The sequence below is a fragment of the Selenomonas timonae genome (genome assembly GCF_014250475.1).
GTDB classification, from domain to species: domain Bacteria; phylum Bacillota; class Negativicutes; order Selenomonadales; family Selenomonadaceae; genus Centipeda; species Centipeda timonae.
Window position 1 is genome coordinate 2,135,003 of the sequence record NZ_CP060204.1, and the last position, 20,176, is coordinate 2,155,178.

The window sequence follows — 20,176 nt, forward strand, 5'->3', positions numbered from 1 at the left end:
GGCTCCTTTCGTGTAAAGTCGTGTTAATTCGCGGCTGCCATCTTCGCCGTCCCGGCACCGTCGATCGTCAGGATGGGATCACTGTGGTTGGCAATGACCTCCTTCGTGACCTGACATGCCGTCACGCCCTGGATCGAAGGCACCTCGTACATGACATTGCGCATGATGCCCTCAATGATTGAGCGCAGCCCGCGCGCGCCCGTCTTGTGCGTGAGCGCTTCCTTTGCAATGAGATGCAGCGCATCGTCCTCGAATGTGAGACGCACGCCGTCGAGCTCCAAGAGCTTCTGGAACTGCTTGACGAGCGCATTCTTTGGCTCAGTCAGGATGCGTACGAGCGCGTCCTCGTCGAGCGAGTTCAGCGTCACAACAACGGGCAGACGACCAATGAACTCGGGGATCAGACCGTTCTTCATCAGATCCTCGGGAATGACCTTGCTGAGGGATTCGCCGACGGAGACGCGCTTCTTCGAGCGCACCTCCGCGCCAAAGCCCATCTGCTTCTTGCCGAGACGCGATTCAATGATCTCCTCGATCCCGTCGAATGCGCCCCCGCAGATGAAGAGAATATTCGTCGTATCAATCTGCAGCAGCTCCTGCTGCGGATGCTTGCGCCCGCCCTGCGGCGGCACGGATGCCGTCGTTCCCTCAAGGATCTTGAGCAGCGCCTGCTGGACGCCTTCGCCCGAGACATCACGCGTGATGGAGGGGTTCTCCGACTTGCGCGCAATCTTGTCGATCTCGTCGATGTAGATGATGCCGCGCTGCGCCTTTTCGATGTCGTAGTCTGCCGCCTGAATCAGTTTCAGCAGGATGTTCTCGACATCTTCGCCGACGTAGCCCGCCTCTGTGAGCGAGGTTGCGTCCGCAATTGCGAACGGGACGTTCAGGATGCGCGCGAGTGTCTGGGCGAGCAGGGTCTTGCCGCTGCCCGTGGGGCCGAGCATGAGGATGTTGGACTTGCGCAGTTCGACATCCTCGCTTTTCCCCTGCCCGACATTGATGCGTTTGTAGTGGTTGTAGACCGCAACGGACAGGGACTTCTTCGCCTCGTCCTGCCCGATGACGTACTGATCGAGAATGTGGCGGATTTCCTTCGGTTTCGGAACATCCTTGAGTCCGAATTCAGCGTCTTCGCTGAACTCCTCCGCAATGATCTCATTGCAGAGCTCGATACATTCATCGCAGATATAGACACCGGGACCTGCTACGAGCTTGCGCACCTGCTCCTGCGTCTTGCCACAGAACGAGCATTTGAGCTGCCCCTTGTCTTCCTCTCCAAATTTCATCGCGTCACACCCCCTCAGCCTTTATTCTCTGCGGGTGCCGCCTTCGGACGTGTAACTACCTCGTCAATCAGGCCGTATGCCTTGGCTTCCTCCGCCGACATGAAGTTGTCACGCTCCGTATCGACATTGATCTTCTCCGGATCCTGCCCCGTGTGCCGTGCAAGGATGTTGTTGCCAACCTCACGCAGGCGCAGAATCTCCTTTGCCTGAATCTGAATATCGGTCGACTGTCCCTGCGCTCCGCCGAGCGGCTGATGGATCATGATGCGCGCGTGCGGCAGCGCATAGCGTTTCCCCGCAGCGCCCGCCGTCAGCAGGATGGAGCCCATGCTCGCCGCCTGTCCAATGCAGATTGTAGAGACATCGGGCTTGATGTACTGCATCGTGTCGTAGATGGCAAGACCTGCCGTCACAACGCCGCCCGGGCTGTTGATGTAGAGGTGGATGTCCTTGTCGGGATCCTCGGACTCGAGGAAGAGCAGCTGCGCCACAACGACGTTTGCCACACTGTCGTCAATCGGTCCACCAAGAAAGATGATGCGTTCCTTGAGTAGCCGGGAGTAAATATCATAGGCTCGCTCCCCACGGCTCGAGTTCTCCACCACCATTGGTACATAATAACTCATACGTTCCTCCCCACGGGGGATCCCTTATGCCGTGATATTGTCCACGATGAACTGCGCCGTCTTCTTGCGCAGCACGGTCGCAGCAAGGTCACTGACACGCCCCTGCTCCTTGATGATCTTCTGAACCTGCTTGGGCGTTGCACCATAGGACAGCGCCATCGCATAGACCTCCTGATCGAGATCCCTTCCCTCGACCTTGATCCCCTCAGCCTTTGCGACCTCCTCCAGCATGAGGTCCGTGCGGACGTTCTTCTCCGCCGTCTCGCGATACTCGTCGCGGATGCGCGCCATATCGAGACCCGCGTACTGGAGATACTGCTCGAGGCTCATTCCCTGCTGCTCGAGACGCATCGCCATCTCCTGAATCATCGCTGTGATGCGGTTCTCGACCATGACGGGTGGGATCTCCATCGTGCAGTTGTCCGTCGCCATGTCGATTGCCTTTGTGCGGCGCTCTGTCTCTGCCTGACGCTCTGCGCCCGCCTGGAGGTTCTTGCGGATGTCCTCACGCAGTTCTGCAAGCGTCTCAAACTTGCTCGCCTTCTTCGCGAACTCATCGTTCAGCTCCGGCAGCTCACGCGACTTGATGCTGCGGATTGTGCACTTGAACATCGCAGGCTTGCCCTTGAGGTTCTCTGCGTGATACTCCTCGGGGAATGTGACGTTCACCTCACGCTCCTCGCCAATCTTCGCGCCGATGAGCTGATCCTCAAAGCCCGGGATGAAGCTGCCCGAGCCGATCTGCAACGGGTAATCCTCGCCCTTGCCGCCCTCGAACGCCTCGCCGTCAACGAAGCCCTCGAAGTCGAGCGTCACAAAGTCATCCTTCTTGACCTCGGCGTCTGCCGGTGCATCCACGAGTGTGCCCTGATGCTGGCGCATGCCCTCGATCTGACGGTCGATGTCCTCGTCGGACACGGTGACTTCCGGCTTCTCCACCGTCAGCCCCTTGTAGTCACCGAGCGTGACCTCGGGACGCTGCGTGAACTTCGCCGTAAAGACGACATCCTTGCCCTCCTCGAGGGTCACGATGTCGATCTCGGGACGCGTCACAGGCTCCATGTCCTGCTCCGTCAGTGCATCCTCAAACGCCTGCTGTGCAACGCCCTCGAATGCCTCCTGCAGGATTGCATCCTTGCCGACAAAATTCTCGACGATCTTGCGCGGTGCCTTGCCCTTGCGGAATCCGGGGATGTTAATGCGCCCCGAGATGCGCTTTGCCGCGCCGTCCGTCGCCTTCTCCAGCTTCGCCTGCTCAACTTCAATCGTCAGAGTGACCTCGCGGTTCTCACCATGCTCTGCCGTAACCTTCATTGTATGAAACAACCTCCTGCTTTTTTCCTATGGAAACGCCGCATTTCTCGGTGCTTCCCGATATGCGGACACGCAAAGAGCGCAACGTCCGCGATTCTATCTGTATGGTATCACAAAAACGCCAAAATGACAAGATAACTTATTTCAATAGCTCCGTCATGCGCGGGAGAGGCTCAGAGAGATCCATATGCCCCGAGAGCGTCTCCACGGGTGCCCCGTCGATGAGGATCTGAACCTTCTGCACCTCGGGGAAATCCGTGAGCGTGTTCACAATCGAGCCGATGAGCATCTCTTCTCCTGTCGAGCCACCGCTGAAGTTCGCCTGCATCTCCTTGGAGAAGTCCACCGCAGCAACGCCGTCCTTCACCGTGACGCTGCGCAGCTTTGCCTTCTTCGGGATGACGTTGGTCTGCCCCTTCTCCTTTGTACCCGTGAGGAGTGACTTCAGCGCCGCTGTGTACTTGTCATCCTTCTCCGTGTTCACCGTACGGCTGACAGCAACCAGACCCGTCCCGTCACTGCGCGCATAGTAGACGTTCACCTTGACTTCCTTTGGCACCGCTGCCGCAGGTGTCTCCTTATCTTTCGTCTGCTCCGTCTGCGCAGGGCTGTCGTTCTGCGCCTTCTGCTCATCCGCGCATCCCGCCCCGAGGGCGATCAAGGCTGCACAGGCAAGCGAAGCGAGTGTGTATGTCATCGTTTTGCATCGCATCAACATCACTTTTCTTCTCCTCTCTCATTAAAATATCGTGCAATGGCATGAAAGAGCGCCTGCGCCATCTTCTCCTGATAGTTCCCATCCGCGAGCTGTTCCTCCTCATCCGGGTTGGAGAGAAAGCCGAGCTCTACGAGAGATGCTGGAATCTCGGTATGCCACAGCACGTAGAATTTCGCGTATTTAACGCCGCGGTTGTAGAGTCCGCCCGCCGCCGCAAGCTCCTCGTTGAGCAGCCCCGCGAGACGTTCATCTGCATCCGTCTTCGGATAGTAGTAGGTCTCCATGCCGTGTGCATCGGGATTTGTAAACGAGTTGCAATGCACGGAGAGAAAGAGTTCTGCGGACGGATGCGCGAGACTCACATCTACGCGTGCCTGCAGTTCCCGTGATGCCGAGCTGCCTGCATGGGCAACGTCCACATCCTCCGTGCGCGTCATGATGACCTCGGCTCCTGCACCGCGCAGAAGCTGCTCCGTGCGCAGTGAAACGGCAAGTGTCACATCCTTTTCACGCAGCCCCGAGTAACCGATCGCCCCCGAGTCACTGCCTCCGTGTCCCGGGTCGAGGACGAGGGTATGCCCGTGCAGATCAATTTGCTCCTGCACAATCCCGCCATCGGAAAAGATGTCGATGACGAGATATTCCTTCGTCTTTCCGTGCGCGTCGCCCGGCAGGGTATAGATGCGGTAGGCATCCTCATGGAGGAGGGATACGCCCGCCTTGATGCGAAGGGCGGCATGGCGCTTGCCCTCCGGCGTGACCGAAATCTGCTCCGCAATCGCGCCTGTAGGCGCGTATTCCTGCGGGAATTTCTTATCGAGCTTCACATCCTCAAGCTCGAGGACGAGTTCGTGATCATTATGAGGGCTCGACGAGAGTGCATAGGAGAGATCTGTGCGGTTCACGCCGATCTGAACGCGCATAGCTGCGCGCCCGTCGATCTCCATCTCCTGCGTCTCCATGCTCATGAGACGGTGCATCTTGCCCTTTGCCTCGCCCGTCCCCGTGAAAATGCTGCAAAAACAGACAAAAAGCGCTGCCACTATGAGCAGCGTCCTTGCAGGTACATTCCACCGTATCAATGCCAATAACACCTCCAATTCACTCTTTCATCAGTTCCAGCGCCTCAGCCTCAGCCGCCTCCGTGGCGGCCGCATCGCGCTCCATCGCAATCGTCAGATAATCTCCCTCGGAGATGTCCGCAGGAAGAAAATTTTTGGGAAAATTCACTTTTTCCATCGCATCGCCGAGCAGCAGCACGGCGTACTTCCCCTCAAAGCGATCAAGATAGGCGGAAATCATTGTTTCTCCCCCTTTTCCACGGAAATATCATAGGTCTTTCCGTCGCTGCGCACCGTGATCGTCCCATTCTCAGCTGTCACATAGATGGGAATGTCCAGCGCGTGATATTTTTTCATCGTCTCCTTGTGCGGATGCCCGTAGTCGTTGTTCACGCCGCAGGAGATGAGCGCGGCCTCGGGCTTGACGGCGCGCAGAAAGTCCGCCGAGGAGGAGGTCTTGCTGCCGTGATGCCCCGATTTCAGGATCGTGCTCTGCACGGGGCTGCCTGCGGAAAGGATCGCCTGCTCCTCCTTCTTCTCCGCATCGCCCGTCAGCATCATGGAAAAATTGGCGTAGACGAGCCGTCCGACCACGGACTCATTGTTCGGATCGTGCTTGTAGCCCTTGACACTCCCTTCCTTCACGAGCTCCGCTGAGGGTCCTAGCACCTCGAATACGGCACCGCCCCCGAGATCGATGCGGTCACCCGCGACCAGCCCCTTGCGCTCAATATTCTTTTCCTTGAGCTTTTTGACATAGCCGAGGAAGAGCTTCGATGTCGAAGGCATACCGTTGTCATAGACCATGCCGACTGGGTACTCATCAAGCAGGACATCCATGCCGCCGATATGGTCGGCGTGCGGATGCGTCAGGATGATCGTGTCGATCTTCTTCACATTCGCCTTTTTCAGCTCGGCGCGCAGCTTGTCGCGCTCGTCCACATCGCTCGTATCCACGAGGACAGTCTTTTCAGATGTCTGTATGAGGATGGAGTCCCCCTGACCGATGTTCAGCACCTTGACCGTGATCGTGCCATCGGAGGCGTGATGCGCAGCCGTGTCGGAGTCGAACGATACCGTGCAGCCGCCAAGAAGCGGCGCACAGAAGAATACGAGTACGGCAAGGGCGGATGTCGCCCACTGTCTGATATTCACGGCAGCTTCTTCCTCCCGAAATTACGAGCGCAGCGCAAGATTGATGAGGAACGCGATGGAGACCAGATACATGATCCAGCTGACCTTCTTATACTGCCCTGCGAAGAGCTTCATGATTGTGTAGCTGATGAAACCGAATGCAAAGCCGTTTGCAATACTCGAGGTGAGTGGCATCATGATGATTGTGAGGAATGCCGGCAGGGCATTCGTAAAGTCGCTGAAATCGATCTTGCCAACCTCGGACATGAGCAGCGCACCGACAAGGATGAGCGCGGGTGCCGTTGCAAAGGCGGGCACGAGTCCGATCAGTGGCGTGAAAAGCAGCGCCGCGAGGAAGAGCACGCCCGCAGCGAGCGCCGTGAGTCCCGTGCGTCCGCCGGCGGCAATACCCGCCGCACTCTCGATGTAGGACGTGACCGTCGAGGTACCAAAGACCGCAGATACCATCGTGCCGACCGCATCCGTCGTCAGCGCCTTGTCGATGTTCTCGATATGACCGTCAGATTTGACCATCTTCGCCTTCGTCGTGAGTCCGATGAGTGTCCCCATATTATCGAAGAGTTCCACAACCGTAAATGTGAAGATAATGGAGACAAGACCGTAGTTCCACGCGCCCGCAAGATCGAGCTGACCGAAGGTCTCCCCCATGTGCGGGAGCGAGGTGCTGATGATATCGCCGATCCCCTGTGGCGCGGGCGTCATGCCGAGCACCATCGCGAGGATCGTGGTGACGAAAATGCCGATCAGGATCGAGCCGTGTACGTCCCGCGCCATCAACGCCGCCGTAAAGAGCAGCCCGAAGAGTGAGAGCAAGGTCGTCGGGGATGTCACATGACCGAGCGAAACGTAGGTCGCCGAGTTCTCGACGATGAGCCCCGTGCCCTTAAGTCCGATGAATGCAATAAATAGTCCGATGCCCACGCTGATTGCAAGTTTCAGATCACGCGGTACGGCGTTGATGATCGCCTGTCGGATACCGCCGACCGTCAGGATGAGGAAGAGCACGCCCGAAAAGAAGACCGCGCCGAGCGCGACCGTCCAGTGCAGTCCGAGAACGCCACAGACATAATAGGCAAAGAACGCGTTGAGTCCCATGCCGGGGGCGAGCGCGACGGGATAGTTTGCGAATACGCCCATCGCCATCGAGGCGAGCGCCGCAATCCAGATCGTCGAAGCGATCGCCGCATCCTTTGGAATCCCCGCATCCGCAAGGATGTTAGGATTGACGAAGAGGATGTACGCCATCGCAATAAAGGTCGTCATGCCCGCGAGCAGCTCCGTGCGTACGGTCGAGCCCTTTTCACGTATCTTAAAGTACCGCTCGATAAAGCACGGCGGCGTCCCTTGCATCTCCATTTGAACATCTCCTTAAAACAAAAAAAGCCCGATAAAGGCTTAGAATAAAAATGGCGGAGTGGGAGAGATTCGAACTCTCGCAGCGGTTACCCACTCTAACGATTTAGCAAACCGTCCTCTTCAGCCTCTTGAGTACCACTCCATATTCACTTCTCGCTTCATCTGCGACATGAGATATATTAACAGAACATATAATTCTTGTCAAGATAAAAATTGTATATCAAAACCTATCAGAGCCTTTGGCTTGAGATATGTATAAAAGTAATAGAAAATATGAAAAATCTATATGATTTTTTCCTTTTTCTTCATTGAATACGCGCATCTCCAAAGATATAATAGATATACAAGAAAGGAATAACTGAATGGAACTAGCACAATTAAAATATTTTCAGGTGATGGCAAACATCCGCCACTTTACACGCGCCGCGCGCATGCTCGATGTGACGCAGCCCGCGCTCAGCAGATCGATGGCAAAGCTCGAAAAGGATCTCGAGGTTCCCCTGTTCAAGCGCAATGAGGGCGAGATCGAACTGACGGCAGAGGGAGAGCGTCTCCTGCGCCGCGTCGATCGTATCCTGCGCGAGGTGGACAGTGCACGCGAGGAAGCTGGCAGTGCAAATGCTGAGGTCTCAAAGGAGTTCCGCCTCTCGTTCATCCACTCGCTCGGCAGCTATGTCCTGCCGCATATCCTGCAGGACTTTCGCGCGCTCTATCCCGACATCCGCATCCAGCTGAACCAGCAGGACTCGGCAACGCTCGCTCAGCAGGTCGCCGCCGGAGAGACGGATCTCTGCCTCTGCTCCACCATCCCGACGACAGAGTACAGCGCATGGGTCTACCTCTGGTCGGAGGAGCTTTTTGTCACCGTTCCGCTCGGACACCCGTTTGCCGAGCGAAAGAAAATCAATCTGAATGAACTGGTGGACGAGCCTCTGATCGCAATGAAGAGCAGCTACAGCCTACGCATCCTCGTCGACCAATTCTTTGACCTGGCGGGCATTCACCCCGAAATCACGTTCGAGGGGGACGATGTGTCAACGATGTCAGGACTGGTCGCAGCGGGACTTGGCGTAAGCCTCCTGCCAAAACTCGCGGGTGTCGAGCATCCGGAGCTGCGCTACATCCCCGTATCGTTCCCGATCTGCAAGCGTGCCGTCGGTGTCGCATGGAACACGCAGCGACAACTGCCCCCTGCGGCGATCTGCTTCCAACAATTCCTGATCCGTCGGTTTAACGACGAATCAAAGGGCATTTCGGACGAGTAAAGCACATAAAGATAGGGCATCGAATCGCTCCGTTAGAGAATTCGATGCCCTATTTTTATGCATTACGCTGCGATGTCTACGTTCTTTCCGAGATTCTGCACCGGATGGCTGGTTGCATAGGCCTGCTTGACCTGCTGCATAAGCTCGTGCGTCACCTGCCCACCGATCTGCTGTGCCTCGCGGTTCGTCCGCTGGAACTTGCTCGACCCAAGACGCCTCGGATCCATATTCTCCATGGACTGCTGTGCGGCACGGGATGCGCTCTGCGTTCCGTTCTGAACAACTCGATCCTGCGTCTGATGGAACTCTCCCTTGCCCAGCTTCGTGCCCGAGCCGAAGTTGGAGCCACCGATAACGGATGCGACCTCCTGCATCTTCGCATGTGTCACCTGTCCGCCGATGCGTTGCGCCTCACGGTTTGCCCGCTGGAAAAGGCTTGATCCAAAACCACCGCTTCTAATTGCCGGTATTGCCATAATGGGTCCCTCCATTTCATTCCCCACCCCATTCTCCTTTGGGATGTTATGCCTACATTATAATAGATAGAAATACTTTATGCAAGTGTAAATACCGCCGAAGAAATCCTTCAGCGGTATCTCATTATGATTTGTTTCCTTAGGATCCTGCCTTGAGACGACCGACGCGCACAATCTCGGATACCTGGACCTGATGTGTCTTGCCGTTCACATCGGCAATGACGCTCGGCTGACCGTCGGTGATGCTGACACCGATGATCTTGCCCTCGTAGCTCTGCGTCTTCACCGTTCCATCGCTGTTCTTGAGCGGTTTTTTATCATCACCCATGACCACGCTGTTCCACTGAACAGGCTGTCCGATCATGGAACTGAGCTGTCCGATGAGAACGGAGGAGTTGATGTTGTCGACGATCTTCGACACATTCTCAAGCCCCTTGGAGACATTCGTCATCTGCTCGAGTGCGGAGAACTGCGCCAGCTGTGAGAGATACTCACTGTTGTCCTGCGGGTCAAGCGGATCCTGATATTTCATCTGTGTGACGAGCAGCTGGAGAAAGGCATCCTTGCCGAGCGCGTCATTCTTCTTGTCCTTCGCTTTCGCCTGGTTCTGCGCTGCCTCGTAGTCAGACAGCTTCTGCACAACACCGCCGACGTTGATTGTATTCAGTGGATTTGAACTTGCCACGATATTTCCTCCTCGATCCGTTATACGCGATAGTCGACGCCATCCGTAGCAGTATTTCCGTTATTTTCCTCTGCCGTAATGGGAGCAACCCCCTCGACCTCATCCAGATAGTCGTCGGCATCGCCGCGCGTGTAAATCTGCGTCTCACCGCGATGACTGCTGCTCTGCTGCCATGCCTCCTGCCCCTGCCCCTGCGGCATCTGCCCGTCCGCGAGACCGGTATAAACACCGACGCGGTCGACCTTGAGTCCCTGGTTGTTCAGTTCCTGTCGGAGCTGAACGAGGGAGTTCTCGATCACATTGCGCACATGTGCGTTGTCGCTGTGGAACGATGCCTGTACGGCACCATCCGCACCAACCGCCACACGAAGCGTAAGCTCGCCGAGATGTTCGGGGCGCAGACGGATGACCATCTGCGTATCCGTGAGTGTGCGCATAAGTCGCGCCTGCTCCACAATCTGACGTGGAATCTCATAGTCTGGCTGCGGACGCTGTGCCTCTTGTACAGGTGCAGGAGAAACAACCTCCTGTATCGGCGTTGTGCCTGCATTCGGCTGCACTGCAATGGGCTGTGCGGGCTGCGGTGCCGTCTCCGTGGTGCGCGTCTGAACCTCAAAGGGCATCGTGGTCGTCATGCGCGCAGGCTGTTGCTCGCCCTGTGCTGACTGCTGCTGTGTGCCCTGTTCCGATGCATCACCCTGCGAAGTATCATGACGCATCGTACGCTGAGCAAGCACTGTAAGAGGGTTCGCAGTGCCATCGTCCGTTGTCAGATTCTCCCCAACGAGCGCTGTCGCCGTACGTACCGCAGGCTGTGTCTGCTCGGACTGCGCTCTGAGCATCGGAGCAACAACCGTCTCCGTCGCCGCCTGCAAATTCTCTGACTGCCCCTCAACAAGGGTGGCGATATTTGCAGCATTGCGCGAAGCATTCGCCTCTGCTGGAAGCGCCTCTGCTGTTGGGACGGTCTCAGCCGTAAGTACAGGTGCATTCTCGACTGTCAATGCGGGCTCTGTATTGAGCACGGCGCGCAACTGCGCGGGCAGTACGGTCTCAAGTGCCGCCAGACGCAGAACCCGCTCCGCGTTGGGGTTCTTCCCCGCCTCGGTACCCTGAACAGCTGCGCCGAGTTCTGCCGCTGCATTCTCCTGCACGAGCGGCTGTCCCTCGAGTGCGCGGAGGAGGTTGCGGCTCTTTGCCGCATTCTCCGGCAGGACCTGCAGGAGATTCTGCACGGCATTTTTCAGCTTTGTATCGCCGAGCTGATCTGCCGTCAGTCCGTATCGCTCCAAGATCTCTGTGAGCGCAGCATCAAGCCCCTCGTTCACATCGCTGTCCGCAAGTGGCACATCCGTGTTCACGAGAGCCGCAAGTGCTGCTACGGCAGCGGTTGGGATTGCTGCCTCATCTACCGACGCTGTTTTTTCTGTGCCGGGCTCCACCTGTTTCTGACCGGCGGCTTTCGGCATTTGTGCCGTCACATCCTGTGTGTCCTGCGACGGCGCAACACTTTCCGTCTGCAGCGTTTTCGTCTGTGCCGCATCGGCGGAAGTCACACGCGTCTCTGATTTTGCCGCCTCTGCATCCATTCCCTTTTGCAGTGCGCCAAACGTATCGCTGAACGAATTCTTCCCTGAGGTTGCCTGCGCACGATTCCCCGCAGATCCGCTGCGCCCCTTTGGCGCACCTGCCCCCGCGGAGATCCCATCAGCCGGTGTTACAGCCATGAGATTGCTTGCATTCATCTACACATCACCTCTTCTATTTTTTTATCGGAAGAAATTCATATTCCCTTAAATATTTTTTGGCATGGCACATTTCAGCGCGTCGCCAATATTCTCCGCACCAAAGATCTGCATATCCTCGAACTTCCCCTGCAGCTGCCGATAGTTCTTCATCGGCAGGAGTGCCGCGTGAAACCCCAGCCGCCGCGCCTCAGCAACGCGGAGCTCCGCCTGTGAGACGGCGCGCACCTCACCCGAGAGCCCGACCTCACCGCAGACGACCATATGCGGACGCGGCAGACGGTTCGCAAAGCTCGATGCCATTGCAACGCAGAGTGCGAGATCGGCAGCGGGCTCGTCGAGGCGGATGCCGCCCGCGACCTTGACGTAGACATCCGCCGCGCCGATGGGGAGTTTGACGCGCTTTTCGAGGACGGCAAGGAGCAGCTGTATGCGCTTCACGTCGACAGAGTCCGCCGTTCTGCGCGGCGGCTGGTACGGCGTCGGCGCAACAAGTGCCTGCACCTCGACGAGCAAGGGGCGCGTCCCCTCCACCGTTGGCACGATGATCGAGCCGCTCTCCATTGCGCGCTCGGAGAGAAAGAGCTTCGATGCGTCCGGCACATCGACAAGCCCGACGTCGCGCATCTCGAACAGACCAAGCTCGTTCGTGCTGCCGAAGCGATTTTTCACGGCGCGCAGCACGCGATACTCGGCGTTGCGCTCCCCCTCGAAGTAGAGCACGGTGTCCACGATGTGCTCGAGGACGCGCGGCCCTGCGAGGCTGCCCTCCTTCGTCACATGACCAATGACGAAGACCGCAATGCCAGCCGTCTTTGCAACGCGCATGAGCTCCATCGCGCACTCGCGCACCTGAGAGACGCTGCCGGGCGCGCTCTCAATGTCGGGACGGTACATGGTCTGGATGGAATCGATGATAAAGAGTGCGGGCTGCTCGCGCTCCACATGTGCGCAGATCGCATCGAGATTCGTCTCGCTGACGACGAGGAGATCGTCAGCAATCGCCTGCAGACGATCCGCACGCATGCGAATCTGCCGCGCGCTCTCCTCCCCCGTCACATAAAGGACGCGCTGTCCTGCGCGTGCAATGTCTGCCGAAACGCGCAGCGTGAGACTCGACTTGCCGACGCCGGGATCGCCGACGATGAGCACCATCGAGCCGGGGATGACACCCCCGCCGAGCACACGGTCAAGTTCCCCCGATCCGGTCGAGAAGCGCGGCAGATCCTCAACGGCAATCTCGCCGATTGCCTGCGGACGCTCCGCATTCCCCGTACCGACGCCCCTGCGCTCCTCTGCGGGCGGCGTGACAATCTCCTCCACAAGAGAGTTCCACGCACCGCAGCCGGGGCATTTCCCCATCCACTTGAGCGTATCATAGCCGCAGTTCTGACAGACATATGCAGTCTTTTTCTTCTTTGCCATAAAACCCGATTCTTTCCAAAGAAAAGGGACTGTTTCATTACAGTCCCTTCCATTTACTTATCAGAGCCCGCAGCACCGCACGGGCGAGCCAGTACAGCGACCAGCCCAGATTGAGGAGGAAGTCCCCCGCGCGCCCCGCGCGTGTCGGCGATGCCAAAAAATTGACAGACCGCTCATACTTCATGATAGGATGCCTGCTTATCGCCCTTGACGCGCTTGTTGCGGCTTGTATCCTTCTTTACGAAGTCAAGCCCGTCACCAGACTTGCGCACGGAGATGATATCCCCCGCCGTGAAGTCGCGTGCGAGAATACGCTCGGCAAGCTCGTCCTCGATGTTCTTCTGAATCGCACGGCGCAGCGGACGCGCACCGAATTTGACATCCGTCCCCTTCGAGATGAGCACACGCTTTGCCGACGCGCTGACCTCGATGTTGATCTCCTGCTCGGCAAGGCGTGCCTTGACATCGCGCAGGAGGATGTCCACAATCTTCGTCAGCTCGGGCTCTCCCAGTGCATTGAAGACAATCATATCGTCTATGCGGTTGAGGAATTCCGGACGGAAGATCTTCTTGACCTCCTCCATGACGCGCTTCTTCGCGCGCTCCTCGTCCGTGTCCTTCGCCTTTGCTCCGATGGAGAAGCCAATTGTGCCCGTCGTCGAACGCAGGTGGTTTGCACCTGCATTTGAGGTCATAATGATGATTGTATTGCGAAAATCCGTGACCGTGCCCTGCCCATCCGTGAGACGTCCGTCCTCAAGCACCTGCAGGAGCATGTGGAAGACATCGGGGTGCGCCTTCTCCACCTCGTCAAAGAGGATGATGGAAAACGGCTTCTTGCGCACGGCCTCCGTGAGCTGCCCCCCCTCCTCGTAGCCGACGTAGCCCGGAGGCGCACCGACGAGACGCGCCGTCGTATGCTTCTCCATGTACTCGGACATATCGAAGCGGATAATCGCATCCTCAGAGCCGAATACAGACTCCGCAAGTGCCCGTGCAAGCTCCGTCTTTCCTACGCCCGTCGAGCCGAGGAAAAGGAAGGAGCCGATCGGGCGGCGCGGATCCTTGACACCCGCACGAGCGCGCCGCACCGCCTTCGAGACGGCGCGTACCGCCTCGTCCTGACCGATGACGCGACGCCCGATGTGCTTCTCGAGCGCGAGGAGACGATCGGACTCCTTCGCCGCGATTCGCTGGACGGGAATGCCCGTCCACTGCGCCACAACAGCAGCAATATCGTCCTCTGTCACCACGATCTCCGCCCGCTGATCCTCGCCGCGACGCGACGCCTCAAGCTGGGCGCGCAGTTCCTGCTCGCGGTCGCGCAGTTCGGCTGCCGCCTCATAGTCCTGCCCGCTGATCGCAGCATCCTTCTGCCGGACGATCTCCGTGATCTCCGCGCGCAGACCCACAAGCTGATCCGTTCCGCCCGTGTTCTTCATGCGCACGCGCGATGCCGCCTCGTCGACGAGGTCGATTGCCTTGTCCGGCAGCCAGCGATCCGTGATGTATCGCTTCGAGAGGCGCACAGCCGCGCGCACGGCGTTATCCTCGATGCGCGCACGGTGGAACTCCTCGTATTTGCTGCGCAGACCAAAGAGAATCTGCTCCGCATCCTCCTCGCCCGGCTCCTCCACCATAACGGTCTGGAAGCGGCGTGCGAGAGCGGAGTCCTTCGCAAAATGCTTCTTGTACTCGCTGAGCGTCGTTGCGCCGATGATCTGCATCTCGCCGCGCGCAAGAGCGGGCTTCAGAATATTTGCCGCATCAAGAGAGCCCTCCGCGCCGCCGGCGCGGATGAGCGTGTGAATCTCGTCGATGAAGAGGATGATGTTCTTCGCCTTAATGACATCATCCACGACATTCTTGAGCCGCTCCTCGAACTCGCCACGATACTTCGTCCCCGCCACGAGCGCCGTCATCGACAGTGTGACGACACGCTTGTCCTCGAGGAGGAATGGCACCTCGCCGTCTGCAATGCGCTGGGCAAGCCCCTCTGCAATCGCGGTCTTTCCGACCCCCGCCTCCCCGAGGAGGATGGGGTTGTTCTTCGTACGGCGTGCGAGGATCTGGATCACGCGGTCGATCTCCGCCGCGCGCCCAATGACGGGATCAATCCCGCCCGTCCGCGCAACGCCGATCAGATCACGCCCGAATTTCTTGAGCGATGCGGGCAGACCTTTCGCGCCTCCTTTGTTCGGTTTTCTGCGCGAGGACTTCTCCTTCGACTCCTCCGCCTCGCTCATGCGTTCAAGCACCTCGCTCTGCAGCTCCTCGATGTCGACGTCCAGCTCCTCGAGCGTATGGACGGCAGTGCCCTCCGCCTCCGTGAGCAAGCTGAGCAGAATGTGCTCCGTCGTCACAAAGGAACGCTCCTCGCGGGCGGTGTCGATTGCGCCCTGCATGACGCGCTGGGCACGGCGCGTGTAGTACGGTACATCCTCGGCCGGGTGCAGGACATCCTGAAACCCGTCCGAATTGCGAATCACCTGCTCCGCACTGTCATAATCCGCGCCGAACTTATCCAGCACCTCCGCTGCAATGGTGTCACGCATGTGCATGATCCCCAGCAGAAGCTGGCCTGTTCCGATGTATCCCTTGCCGCGCCGCTGCGCAATATACTGTGAAAACTCTACGGCTTTAATCGCCGCCTGTGTAAAAAATTGACGGTAGTTCAAGCTGTCCCCCTCCTCATCCCTGCGTTCGATATTTTTGTAAGATCGCGCGCACACGCGAAGCGCGTATGGCGCTGATTTCCCCCGTTGATAGATTTTCGTTTTCTGCCGCATACTTGAGATAACCGTCGCGTGCCGCAACGATGATCTCCGCATAGCAGTCCGGTGTCACCTCTTTGATGATCCCCCGGTCAATGCCGTAGCGCACGCGCGAAACGAGAGCGAAGAGCTCCTGCTCCGTCAGCGAGCGCGCATAGGACAGGATGCCAAAGGCACGCCATATGCCGTCCTCGATCCCATCCTTACCAAAGTAGGAAAGTGCCTTGCGTGCACGCCGCTCATGTGCGGCGATCTCTCCCGCAGCCGTCTGCAAATTCTCGATCATCTCCGCCTCTGAGTAACCGAGGGTGAGCTGATTGGAAATCTTGTAGAAATGTGCCCCCTCGCCAATCCCCTCGAGCGGGTGCACAGCAAGTCCAAGCTGCGGCGATGTATTGACAATATTCTCGATGTTGCGCGTGTATACCAGCCCCGGCAGATGAAGGATGACCGAGGCGCGCAGCCCCGTCCCAAGGTTCGTCGGATATGCCGTCAGGTAACCCATCGTCTCATCAAAGGCGAGGTCGAGATGCGCCTCGATATAGTCATCTACGCGCGACGCCATCTCGAATGCCTGCGTAAGCGAAAGCCCCGGCGACATCGACTGAATCCTGAGATGATCGTCCTCATTGACGAGAATGCTGATGCGCGTATTGGCGCTGATATATGCGAGCCGATGCGGCTGCACCTCGGCAAATTTCTCACTAATAAGGCGCTTCTCGATTAGAACCTCACGCTGCAGAGCCGTCAGCTCATCGAGTGCAATGCGGTCAAACGGCTGCCCAAGCTCTGCCCCGAGTCCCGCAAGGACAGGGTCAAGTGTCTCTTGAATCTGCGCCAGCTGCGCGAGATTGGCACGCCCCGGGAACGGGAGCGATACGAGATTGCGTGCCAGCCGCACGCGGCTCGAGATCACGACATCGCTGTCCGCGCCCTCCGTGCCGAACCACGAGAGCCGACTGCTCCGAAGGAGCTCATCAACTGCCATAGGGCTGCTCCTCCATGCGGCTCTCGAGGCTGCGAATCCGATCGCGGTACTCCGCAGCCTTCTCGTACTCCTCGCGCGCCACCGCCTCCTTCAAGCGGGCGCGCAGCTGCTCCGCCTCCTGACGAAGCATGATCGAACTCCCCGAGCGGCGCGGAATCTTGCCGCGGTGGACACTCGCACCGTGAATCCGCCGCAGGAGCGGCGTGAGCTCGTGATGAAACGTCTCGTAACAGACCGAGCAGCCAATCTGCCCCGTCTGCGGAAAATCCTGAAACTGCACGCCGCAGTTCGGACATGTGATATGCGGTGCGTCCTCTTCTGCCGCTGTATCCTGCTGGTTGCTGCCGAAGATTCCCTTAAGGAAATCCTCTGCCGAGACATTTTCCTGCTGTGCGCGGAAGATCGATGCTCCATAGCGTGCCGCGCAGCTCATACATATATTTTTTTCACTCCGACCGCCCGGCCCGATCTGCACAATGTGCACAATCGCGTCATTGCGGCCGCATTCCTCACAGATCATAACGATTGCCTTTCCGTCCGGCGCCTCTGATGCAGCGTCCTTTTTATCTATATCGAACAGCTATCGGAAATTCTCCAGTGTCAATATCATTGTTTTCAGCATTTGGACACGCTCCTTAGCGGCGAGGGTCTCCGAGTGGAACAGCCCCGTCACCACCTGCATGAGAAGCGCAGCCTCGCGCGTCTCCACCATCCCGTGTTGGGCGAGGTAACGCACCATCGACTGCACCGTCTCCATGTCGGTCTCTTCGTTGATCTTCGACAGCATGTCCTGATAGACGAGATCACGCAGCGGCACTTGAACAATGCGGATGAACCCGCCCAGCCCGCGCCGCGACTCTACTACGAATCCTTTATCCTGCGTAAAACGCGTGGAGAGCACATAGCTGATCTGCGACGGCGCGCATGAAATCTCATCTGCAATCTCCGTCCGCCGCAGCTCCACCTGCCCATCCTGCCGTGTGGCGAGCTGACGGAGAATGTAGGACTCAATCATATCGGCAATGTTGCTCATCATATCACCTTCTCTGTTTCCTTAATTGTGCTTTTCTATATTATATTTGTTTTTTTGACTTTTTGCAAGTAGCAATTATATTTTGGTAGATATTTTTATACGAGCATATCCCAATAGGTGTTGATTGAAAATCAAATCATACTTGCAAAGTAATAACTTTTAGGGCATAATCACGCATATCATGTCCCGAAAGGAGTATCCATATGCTCAAAAAGATTGCGCTCGCTACCATCGCTGCCGTTGCACTCTCCGCTGCAGCGCCTGCGCTCGCGACGGACTATCTGGCGAATACGAAGTCCGGCAAGTTCCACTATGCCACCTGTCGAACGATCAAACATCCCGACGCGCCGCATTTCGTTCCCTACAGTTCGCGCGAAGCAGCGATTTCCGACGGCTATGAGCCCTGCGGCGTATGTCGTCCGTAACAGCAAAGAGGCACCGGTATAACCGGTGCCTCTTTGCTATGTTGCGTGCCATGCGCCTCCTGCCGTGAGCAGAAGTTTGCGCTCGTGGTAGGCACCCACACGACGCCTGTGTGCGATGCTGACAACAGCAGCGTCCGCACAATCCGTCCAGAGGAGCCGATACATGCGATCCTCGTTCTCCTCGTCAAGCGCCGAGGTCGCCTCATCGAGAAAGATCCATTTTGGCTTCAGCAACAGCGCCTTTGCAAATGCAAGTCTCTGCTGCTCGCCGAGCGAGAGTACCTGCGCCCAGTTCTCCTCCTGATCGAGACGCGGGATAAATGACGCCAAATTCGCCTTTTCGAGAGCAGTCTCAATCTCTGCCGTATGCGCCGCATCCTCCGCTGCGGGATAGAGAAGTGCCGCACGCAGCGTCCCCATTGGCAGATAGGATTTCTGCGGCAAGAAGAGCATCTCCGCTCCCTGCGGCATGGTAATGCTGCCAGATCCATACGGCCAGATTCCCGCAATCGCGCGCAGGAGAGTACTCTTGCCAATGCCCGAGGGTCCCTCGATGAAGAGGTGCTCCCCGCGCGTGAGATCAAAGGAAAGATCCTTTGTCAGCACGCGCCCATCCGGCTGACAGACGGTAAGCTCCTTGACCGAAAGGCTCTCTCCTGCCTCTGTGCGGCGCACATTGGAGGCAGACATCGTGCGCTCGACCTGCTCCATGTGATTGCGGAAGTCCGTAAGACGGTGCACGACCGTCTGAAACTGTGCAATCGACGCCTCCGTTGGCGAGTAGTAGCGCAGGACGAGGAAGGACAGAGAGTTGACGACCTGCTGAAATGCAACCGCCGTCTGCATCAGTCCGCCGAACTGCATCTCCCCAGCGAAGATGCGCGGCACAGCAACCATATACGGAAAGAGGAAACCGATGCGCCAGTGCAGCTCCGTGACCCACGTGAGTTGTACGCGCCGCAGCATGAGGCTGAAAAAATTCCGCCGCACGTCATTGAATCGCCCAAGCGCCCCTGCGCTCTCGCGCTCCTCTCCGCCGTAGAACGCTATGCTCTCGAAATGCTCACGCAGACGTGCAAGCCCAAAGCGCAGATCTGCCTCATACTCCTGCTGGCGGTTACTCAGGCGCACGATTGGACGCCCCGCCCAGAGCGTTGCCCCTGTGCCAAGCAGCGCATAAAGAATCGCAAGCCACACCATATAGCCGGGCAGGGCAAAATTCTCGCCGAAAAGAGGAATATCCAGAATACCCGACAGTCCCCAAAGAACTGCCCCGAAGGACGAGATGCGCATTGCGGCATTGAAGATCCCGAGCGTCAAATTGAGAAAGTACGAGACGAAGAGACGCACGTCATCTGTAATGCGCTGGTCGGGGTTATCGACAGCGCTCTTTCCATCCACGCTGAGTTCCTCATCAATCTGCATGAGGTAGTATGTCCGCCCCGAAAGCCAGCGGCGGACGAAGTCATCAACGAGCCACGTGCGCCATTTGATCTCAAGGTATTGCATGAGATAGTTGCGCCCGACCTCCATCGCGATGAAGGCAACCATATACATCGGCCAGTATTTCAGATAGAAAAAGAAGCTGTCCGAATCCATCTCCTGAATGGTATCGTAGAACATCTTCTGCCATGCATTGTAGTCCACCATGACGGAAACATAGTACGCCTGCAGACCGAGAATCACGGCGGCGAGCAAGAACATCGTCCATCGCGTACGCATACGCCAAAAGCCGCGCATGAGACTCCATACATCGCGGAAAAAGGCGCGGTTATATCGTGTCAATCCATCACTCCCCCATCAAGGCACGAAAAGAACCACGCAGCTGCGTGGTTCTTTCG

20 protein-coding genes and 1 tRNA gene are annotated in these 20,176 nt (G+C 57.6%); 2 read left to right on the top strand and 19 right to left on the bottom strand.

What is annotated here, in order from left to right; all coding sequences use genetic code 11:
- Nucleotides 1-23 precede the first annotated feature (23 nt).
- From clpX to H1B31_RS10330, 9 genes are all read right to left on the bottom strand, one after another.
- Entirely contained in the window at nt 24-1,289 is a 1,266-nt protein-coding gene (clpX, locus tag H1B31_RS10290) for an ATP-dependent Clp protease ATP-binding subunit ClpX (RefSeq protein ID WP_185980248.1), read from the bottom strand.
- 14 nt (nt 1,290-1,303) lie between these two features.
- Nucleotides 1,304-1,915 (bottom strand): ATP-dependent Clp endopeptidase proteolytic subunit ClpP, encoded by a 612-nt coding sequence (gene clpP / locus H1B31_RS10295; protein WP_037347045.1) that lies wholly within the window; start codon nt 1,913-1,915, stop codon nt 1,304-1,306.
- 24 nt (nt 1,916-1,939) lie between these two features.
- Nucleotides 1,940-3,229 (bottom strand): trigger factor, encoded by a 1,290-nt coding sequence (gene tig / locus H1B31_RS10300; RefSeq protein WP_185980249.1) that lies wholly within the window; start codon nt 3,227-3,229, stop codon nt 1,940-1,942.
- A gap of 139 nt (nt 3,230-3,368) precedes the next feature.
- A complete protein-coding gene (locus H1B31_RS10305) occupies nt 3,369-3,947 on the bottom strand; it encodes a GerMN domain-containing protein (protein WP_009441755.1) in 579 nt (192 codons plus the stop codon).
- Nucleotides 3,947-5,035 carry an N-acetylmuramoyl-L-alanine amidase family protein gene (locus H1B31_RS10310; RefSeq protein WP_185980250.1) on the bottom strand — a complete coding sequence of 363 codons (1,089 nt, stop codon included), beginning with the start codon at nt 5,033-5,035 and terminating at the stop codon, nt 3,947-3,949. The genes H1B31_RS10305 and H1B31_RS10310 overlap by 1 nt, the downstream gene beginning before the upstream one ends.
- Before the next feature lie 13 nt (nt 5,036-5,048).
- Nucleotides 5,049-5,249, bottom strand: a complete 201-nt coding sequence (locus H1B31_RS10315; RefSeq protein WP_185980251.1) for a DUF3006 domain-containing protein — start codon at nt 5,247-5,249, stop codon at nt 5,049-5,051.
- Nucleotides 5,246-6,163 carry a ComEC/Rec2 family competence protein gene (locus tag H1B31_RS10320; RefSeq protein ID WP_185980252.1) on the bottom strand — a complete coding sequence of 306 codons (918 nt, stop codon included), beginning with the start codon at nt 6,161-6,163 and terminating at the stop codon, nt 5,246-5,248. The genes H1B31_RS10315 and H1B31_RS10320 overlap by 4 nt, the downstream gene beginning before the upstream one ends.
- A gap of 21 nt (nt 6,164-6,184) precedes the next feature.
- Nucleotides 6,185-7,519 carry an NCS2 family permease gene (locus H1B31_RS10325; RefSeq protein ID WP_185980253.1) on the bottom strand — a complete coding sequence of 445 codons (1,335 nt, stop codon included), beginning with the start codon at nt 7,517-7,519 and terminating at the stop codon, nt 6,185-6,187.
- Between the two features lie 51 nt (nt 7,520-7,570).
- A tRNA-Ser gene (locus tag H1B31_RS10330) sits at nt 7,571-7,661 on the bottom strand.
- A 220-nt stretch (nt 7,662-7,881) separates the two neighbouring features.
- Here H1B31_RS10330 and H1B31_RS10335 point away from each other — a divergent pair.
- Nucleotides 7,882-8,784 carry a LysR family transcriptional regulator gene (locus tag H1B31_RS10335; RefSeq protein WP_009441761.1) on the top strand — a complete coding sequence of 301 codons (903 nt, stop codon included), beginning with the start codon at nt 7,882-7,884 and terminating at the stop codon, nt 8,782-8,784.
- A 62-nt stretch (nt 8,785-8,846) separates the two neighbouring features.
- Here the strand turns inward: H1B31_RS10335 and H1B31_RS10340 are convergent, their stop codons facing one another.
- The 9 genes from H1B31_RS10340 to H1B31_RS10380 all read right to left on the bottom strand — a co-directional run bounded on the left by H1B31_RS10340 (nt 8,847) and on the right by H1B31_RS10380 (nt 17,910).
- Nucleotides 8,847-9,260, bottom strand: a complete 414-nt coding sequence (locus H1B31_RS10340) for a hypothetical protein (RefSeq protein ID WP_226372104.1) — start codon at nt 9,258-9,260, stop codon at nt 8,847-8,849.
- A 139-nt stretch (nt 9,261-9,399) separates the two neighbouring features.
- Nucleotides 9,400-9,945 (bottom strand): flagellar hook assembly protein FlgD, encoded by a 546-nt coding sequence (locus H1B31_RS10345; RefSeq protein WP_037347050.1) that lies wholly within the window; start codon nt 9,943-9,945, stop codon nt 9,400-9,402.
- Nucleotides 9,946-9,965: 20 nt separating this feature from the next.
- Nucleotides 9,966-11,690 carry a flagellar hook-length control protein FliK gene (locus H1B31_RS10350; protein WP_185980254.1) on the bottom strand — a complete coding sequence of 575 codons (1,725 nt, stop codon included), beginning with the start codon at nt 11,688-11,690 and terminating at the stop codon, nt 9,966-9,968.
- 48 nt (nt 11,691-11,738) lie between these two features.
- Nucleotides 11,739-13,115, bottom strand: coding sequence for a DNA repair protein RadA (gene radA, locus H1B31_RS10355; RefSeq protein WP_185980255.1), 1,377 nt, complete (start codon nt 13,113-13,115; stop codon nt 11,739-11,741).
- 37 nt (nt 13,116-13,152) lie between these two features.
- Nucleotides 13,153-13,299: a hypothetical protein gene (locus H1B31_RS10360; RefSeq protein ID WP_185980256.1), complete on the bottom strand. Its 147-nt coding sequence runs from the start codon at nt 13,297-13,299 to the stop codon at nt 13,153-13,155.
- The gene (locus H1B31_RS10365) at nt 13,289-15,793 is read right to left on the bottom strand and encodes an ATP-dependent Clp protease ATP-binding subunit (protein ID WP_185980257.1); all 2,505 of its coding nucleotides are present in this window, start codon (nt 15,791-15,793) and stop codon (nt 13,289-13,291) included. The genes H1B31_RS10360 and H1B31_RS10365 overlap by 11 nt, the downstream gene beginning before the upstream one ends.
- 13 nt (nt 15,794-15,806) lie before the next feature.
- Complete coding sequence (locus H1B31_RS10370; RefSeq protein ID WP_185980258.1) at nt 15,807-16,877, bottom strand: ATP--guanido phosphotransferase; 1,071 nt, start codon at nt 16,875-16,877, stop codon at nt 15,807-15,809.
- On the bottom strand, nt 16,867-17,397 hold the full coding sequence (locus tag H1B31_RS10375) for a UvrB/UvrC motif-containing protein (RefSeq protein WP_185980259.1): 531 nt from the start codon (nt 17,395-17,397) through the stop codon (nt 16,867-16,869). Before H1B31_RS10375 ends, H1B31_RS10370 begins: the two co-directional genes overlap by 11 nt.
- Before the next feature lie 60 nt (nt 17,398-17,457).
- Entirely contained in the window at nt 17,458-17,910 is a 453-nt protein-coding gene (locus H1B31_RS10380) for a CtsR family transcriptional regulator (RefSeq protein ID WP_037347054.1), read from the bottom strand.
- A 203-nt stretch (nt 17,911-18,113) separates the two neighbouring features.
- Here H1B31_RS10380 and H1B31_RS10385 point away from each other — a divergent pair, with 203 nt between their 5' ends.
- Nucleotides 18,114-18,335, top strand: a complete 222-nt coding sequence (locus H1B31_RS10385) for a nuclease (RefSeq protein ID WP_185980260.1) — start codon at nt 18,114-18,116, stop codon at nt 18,333-18,335.
- 36 nt (nt 18,336-18,371) lie between these two features.
- Here H1B31_RS10385 and H1B31_RS10390 read toward each other — a convergent pair whose 3' ends face one another.
- The gene (locus H1B31_RS10390; protein WP_185980261.1) at nt 18,372-20,120 is read right to left on the bottom strand and encodes an ABC transporter ATP-binding protein/permease; all 1,749 of its coding nucleotides are present in this window, start codon (nt 20,118-20,120) and stop codon (nt 18,372-18,374) included.
- Nucleotides 20,121-20,176 lie beyond the last annotated feature (56 nt).

What these genes read in the sequence shown, in the direction of transcription:
- clpX (WP_185980248.1), bottom strand. Translation starts at nt 1,289, where the DNA reads ATGAAATTTGGAGAGGAAGACAAGGGGCAGCTCAAATGCTCGTTCTGT.
- clpP (WP_037347045.1), bottom strand. Translation starts at nt 1,915, where the DNA reads ATGAGTTATTATGTACCAATGGTGGTGGAGAACTCGAGCCGTGGGGAG.
- tig (WP_185980249.1), bottom strand. Translation starts at nt 3,229, where the DNA reads ATGAAGGTTACGGCAGAGCATGGTGAGAACCGCGAGGTCACTCTGACG.
- H1B31_RS10305 (WP_009441755.1), bottom strand. Translation starts at nt 3,947, where the DNA reads ATGTTGATGCGATGCAAAACGATGACATACACACTCGCTTCGCTTGCC.
- H1B31_RS10315 (WP_185980251.1), bottom strand. Translation starts at nt 5,249, where the DNA reads ATGATTTCCGCCTATCTTGATCGCTTTGAGGGGAAGTACGCCGTGCTG.
- H1B31_RS10325 (WP_185980253.1), bottom strand. Translation starts at nt 7,519, where the DNA reads ATGGAGATGCAAGGGACGCCGCCGTGCTTTATCGAGCGGTACTTTAAG.
- H1B31_RS10335 (WP_009441761.1), top strand. Translation starts at nt 7,882, where the DNA reads ATGGAACTAGCACAATTAAAATATTTTCAGGTGATGGCAAACATCCGC.
- H1B31_RS10340 (WP_226372104.1), bottom strand. Translation starts at nt 9,260, where the DNA reads ATGGCAATACCGGCAATTAGAAGCGGTGGTTTTGGATCAAGCCTTTTC.
- H1B31_RS10350 (WP_185980254.1), bottom strand. Translation starts at nt 11,690, where the DNA reads ATGAATGCAAGCAATCTCATGGCTGTAACACCGGCTGATGGGATCTCC.
- radA (WP_185980255.1), bottom strand. Translation starts at nt 13,115, where the DNA reads ATGGCAAAGAAGAAAAAGACTGCATATGTCTGTCAGAACTGCGGCTAT.
- H1B31_RS10360 (WP_185980256.1), bottom strand. Translation starts at nt 13,299, where the DNA reads ATGAAGTATGAGCGGTCTGTCAATTTTTTGGCATCGCCGACACGCGCG.
- H1B31_RS10370 (WP_185980258.1), bottom strand. Translation starts at nt 16,877, where the DNA reads ATGGCAGTTGATGAGCTCCTTCGGAGCAGTCGGCTCTCGTGGTTCGGC.
- H1B31_RS10375 (WP_185980259.1), bottom strand. Translation starts at nt 17,397, where the DNA reads ATGATCTGTGAGGAATGCGGCCGCAATGACGCGATTGTGCACATTGTG.
- H1B31_RS10380 (WP_037347054.1), bottom strand. Translation starts at nt 17,910, where the DNA reads ATGAGCAACATTGCCGATATGATTGAGTCCTACATTCTCCGTCAGCTC.
- H1B31_RS10385 (WP_185980260.1), top strand. Translation starts at nt 18,114, where the DNA reads ATGCTCAAAAAGATTGCGCTCGCTACCATCGCTGCCGTTGCACTCTCC.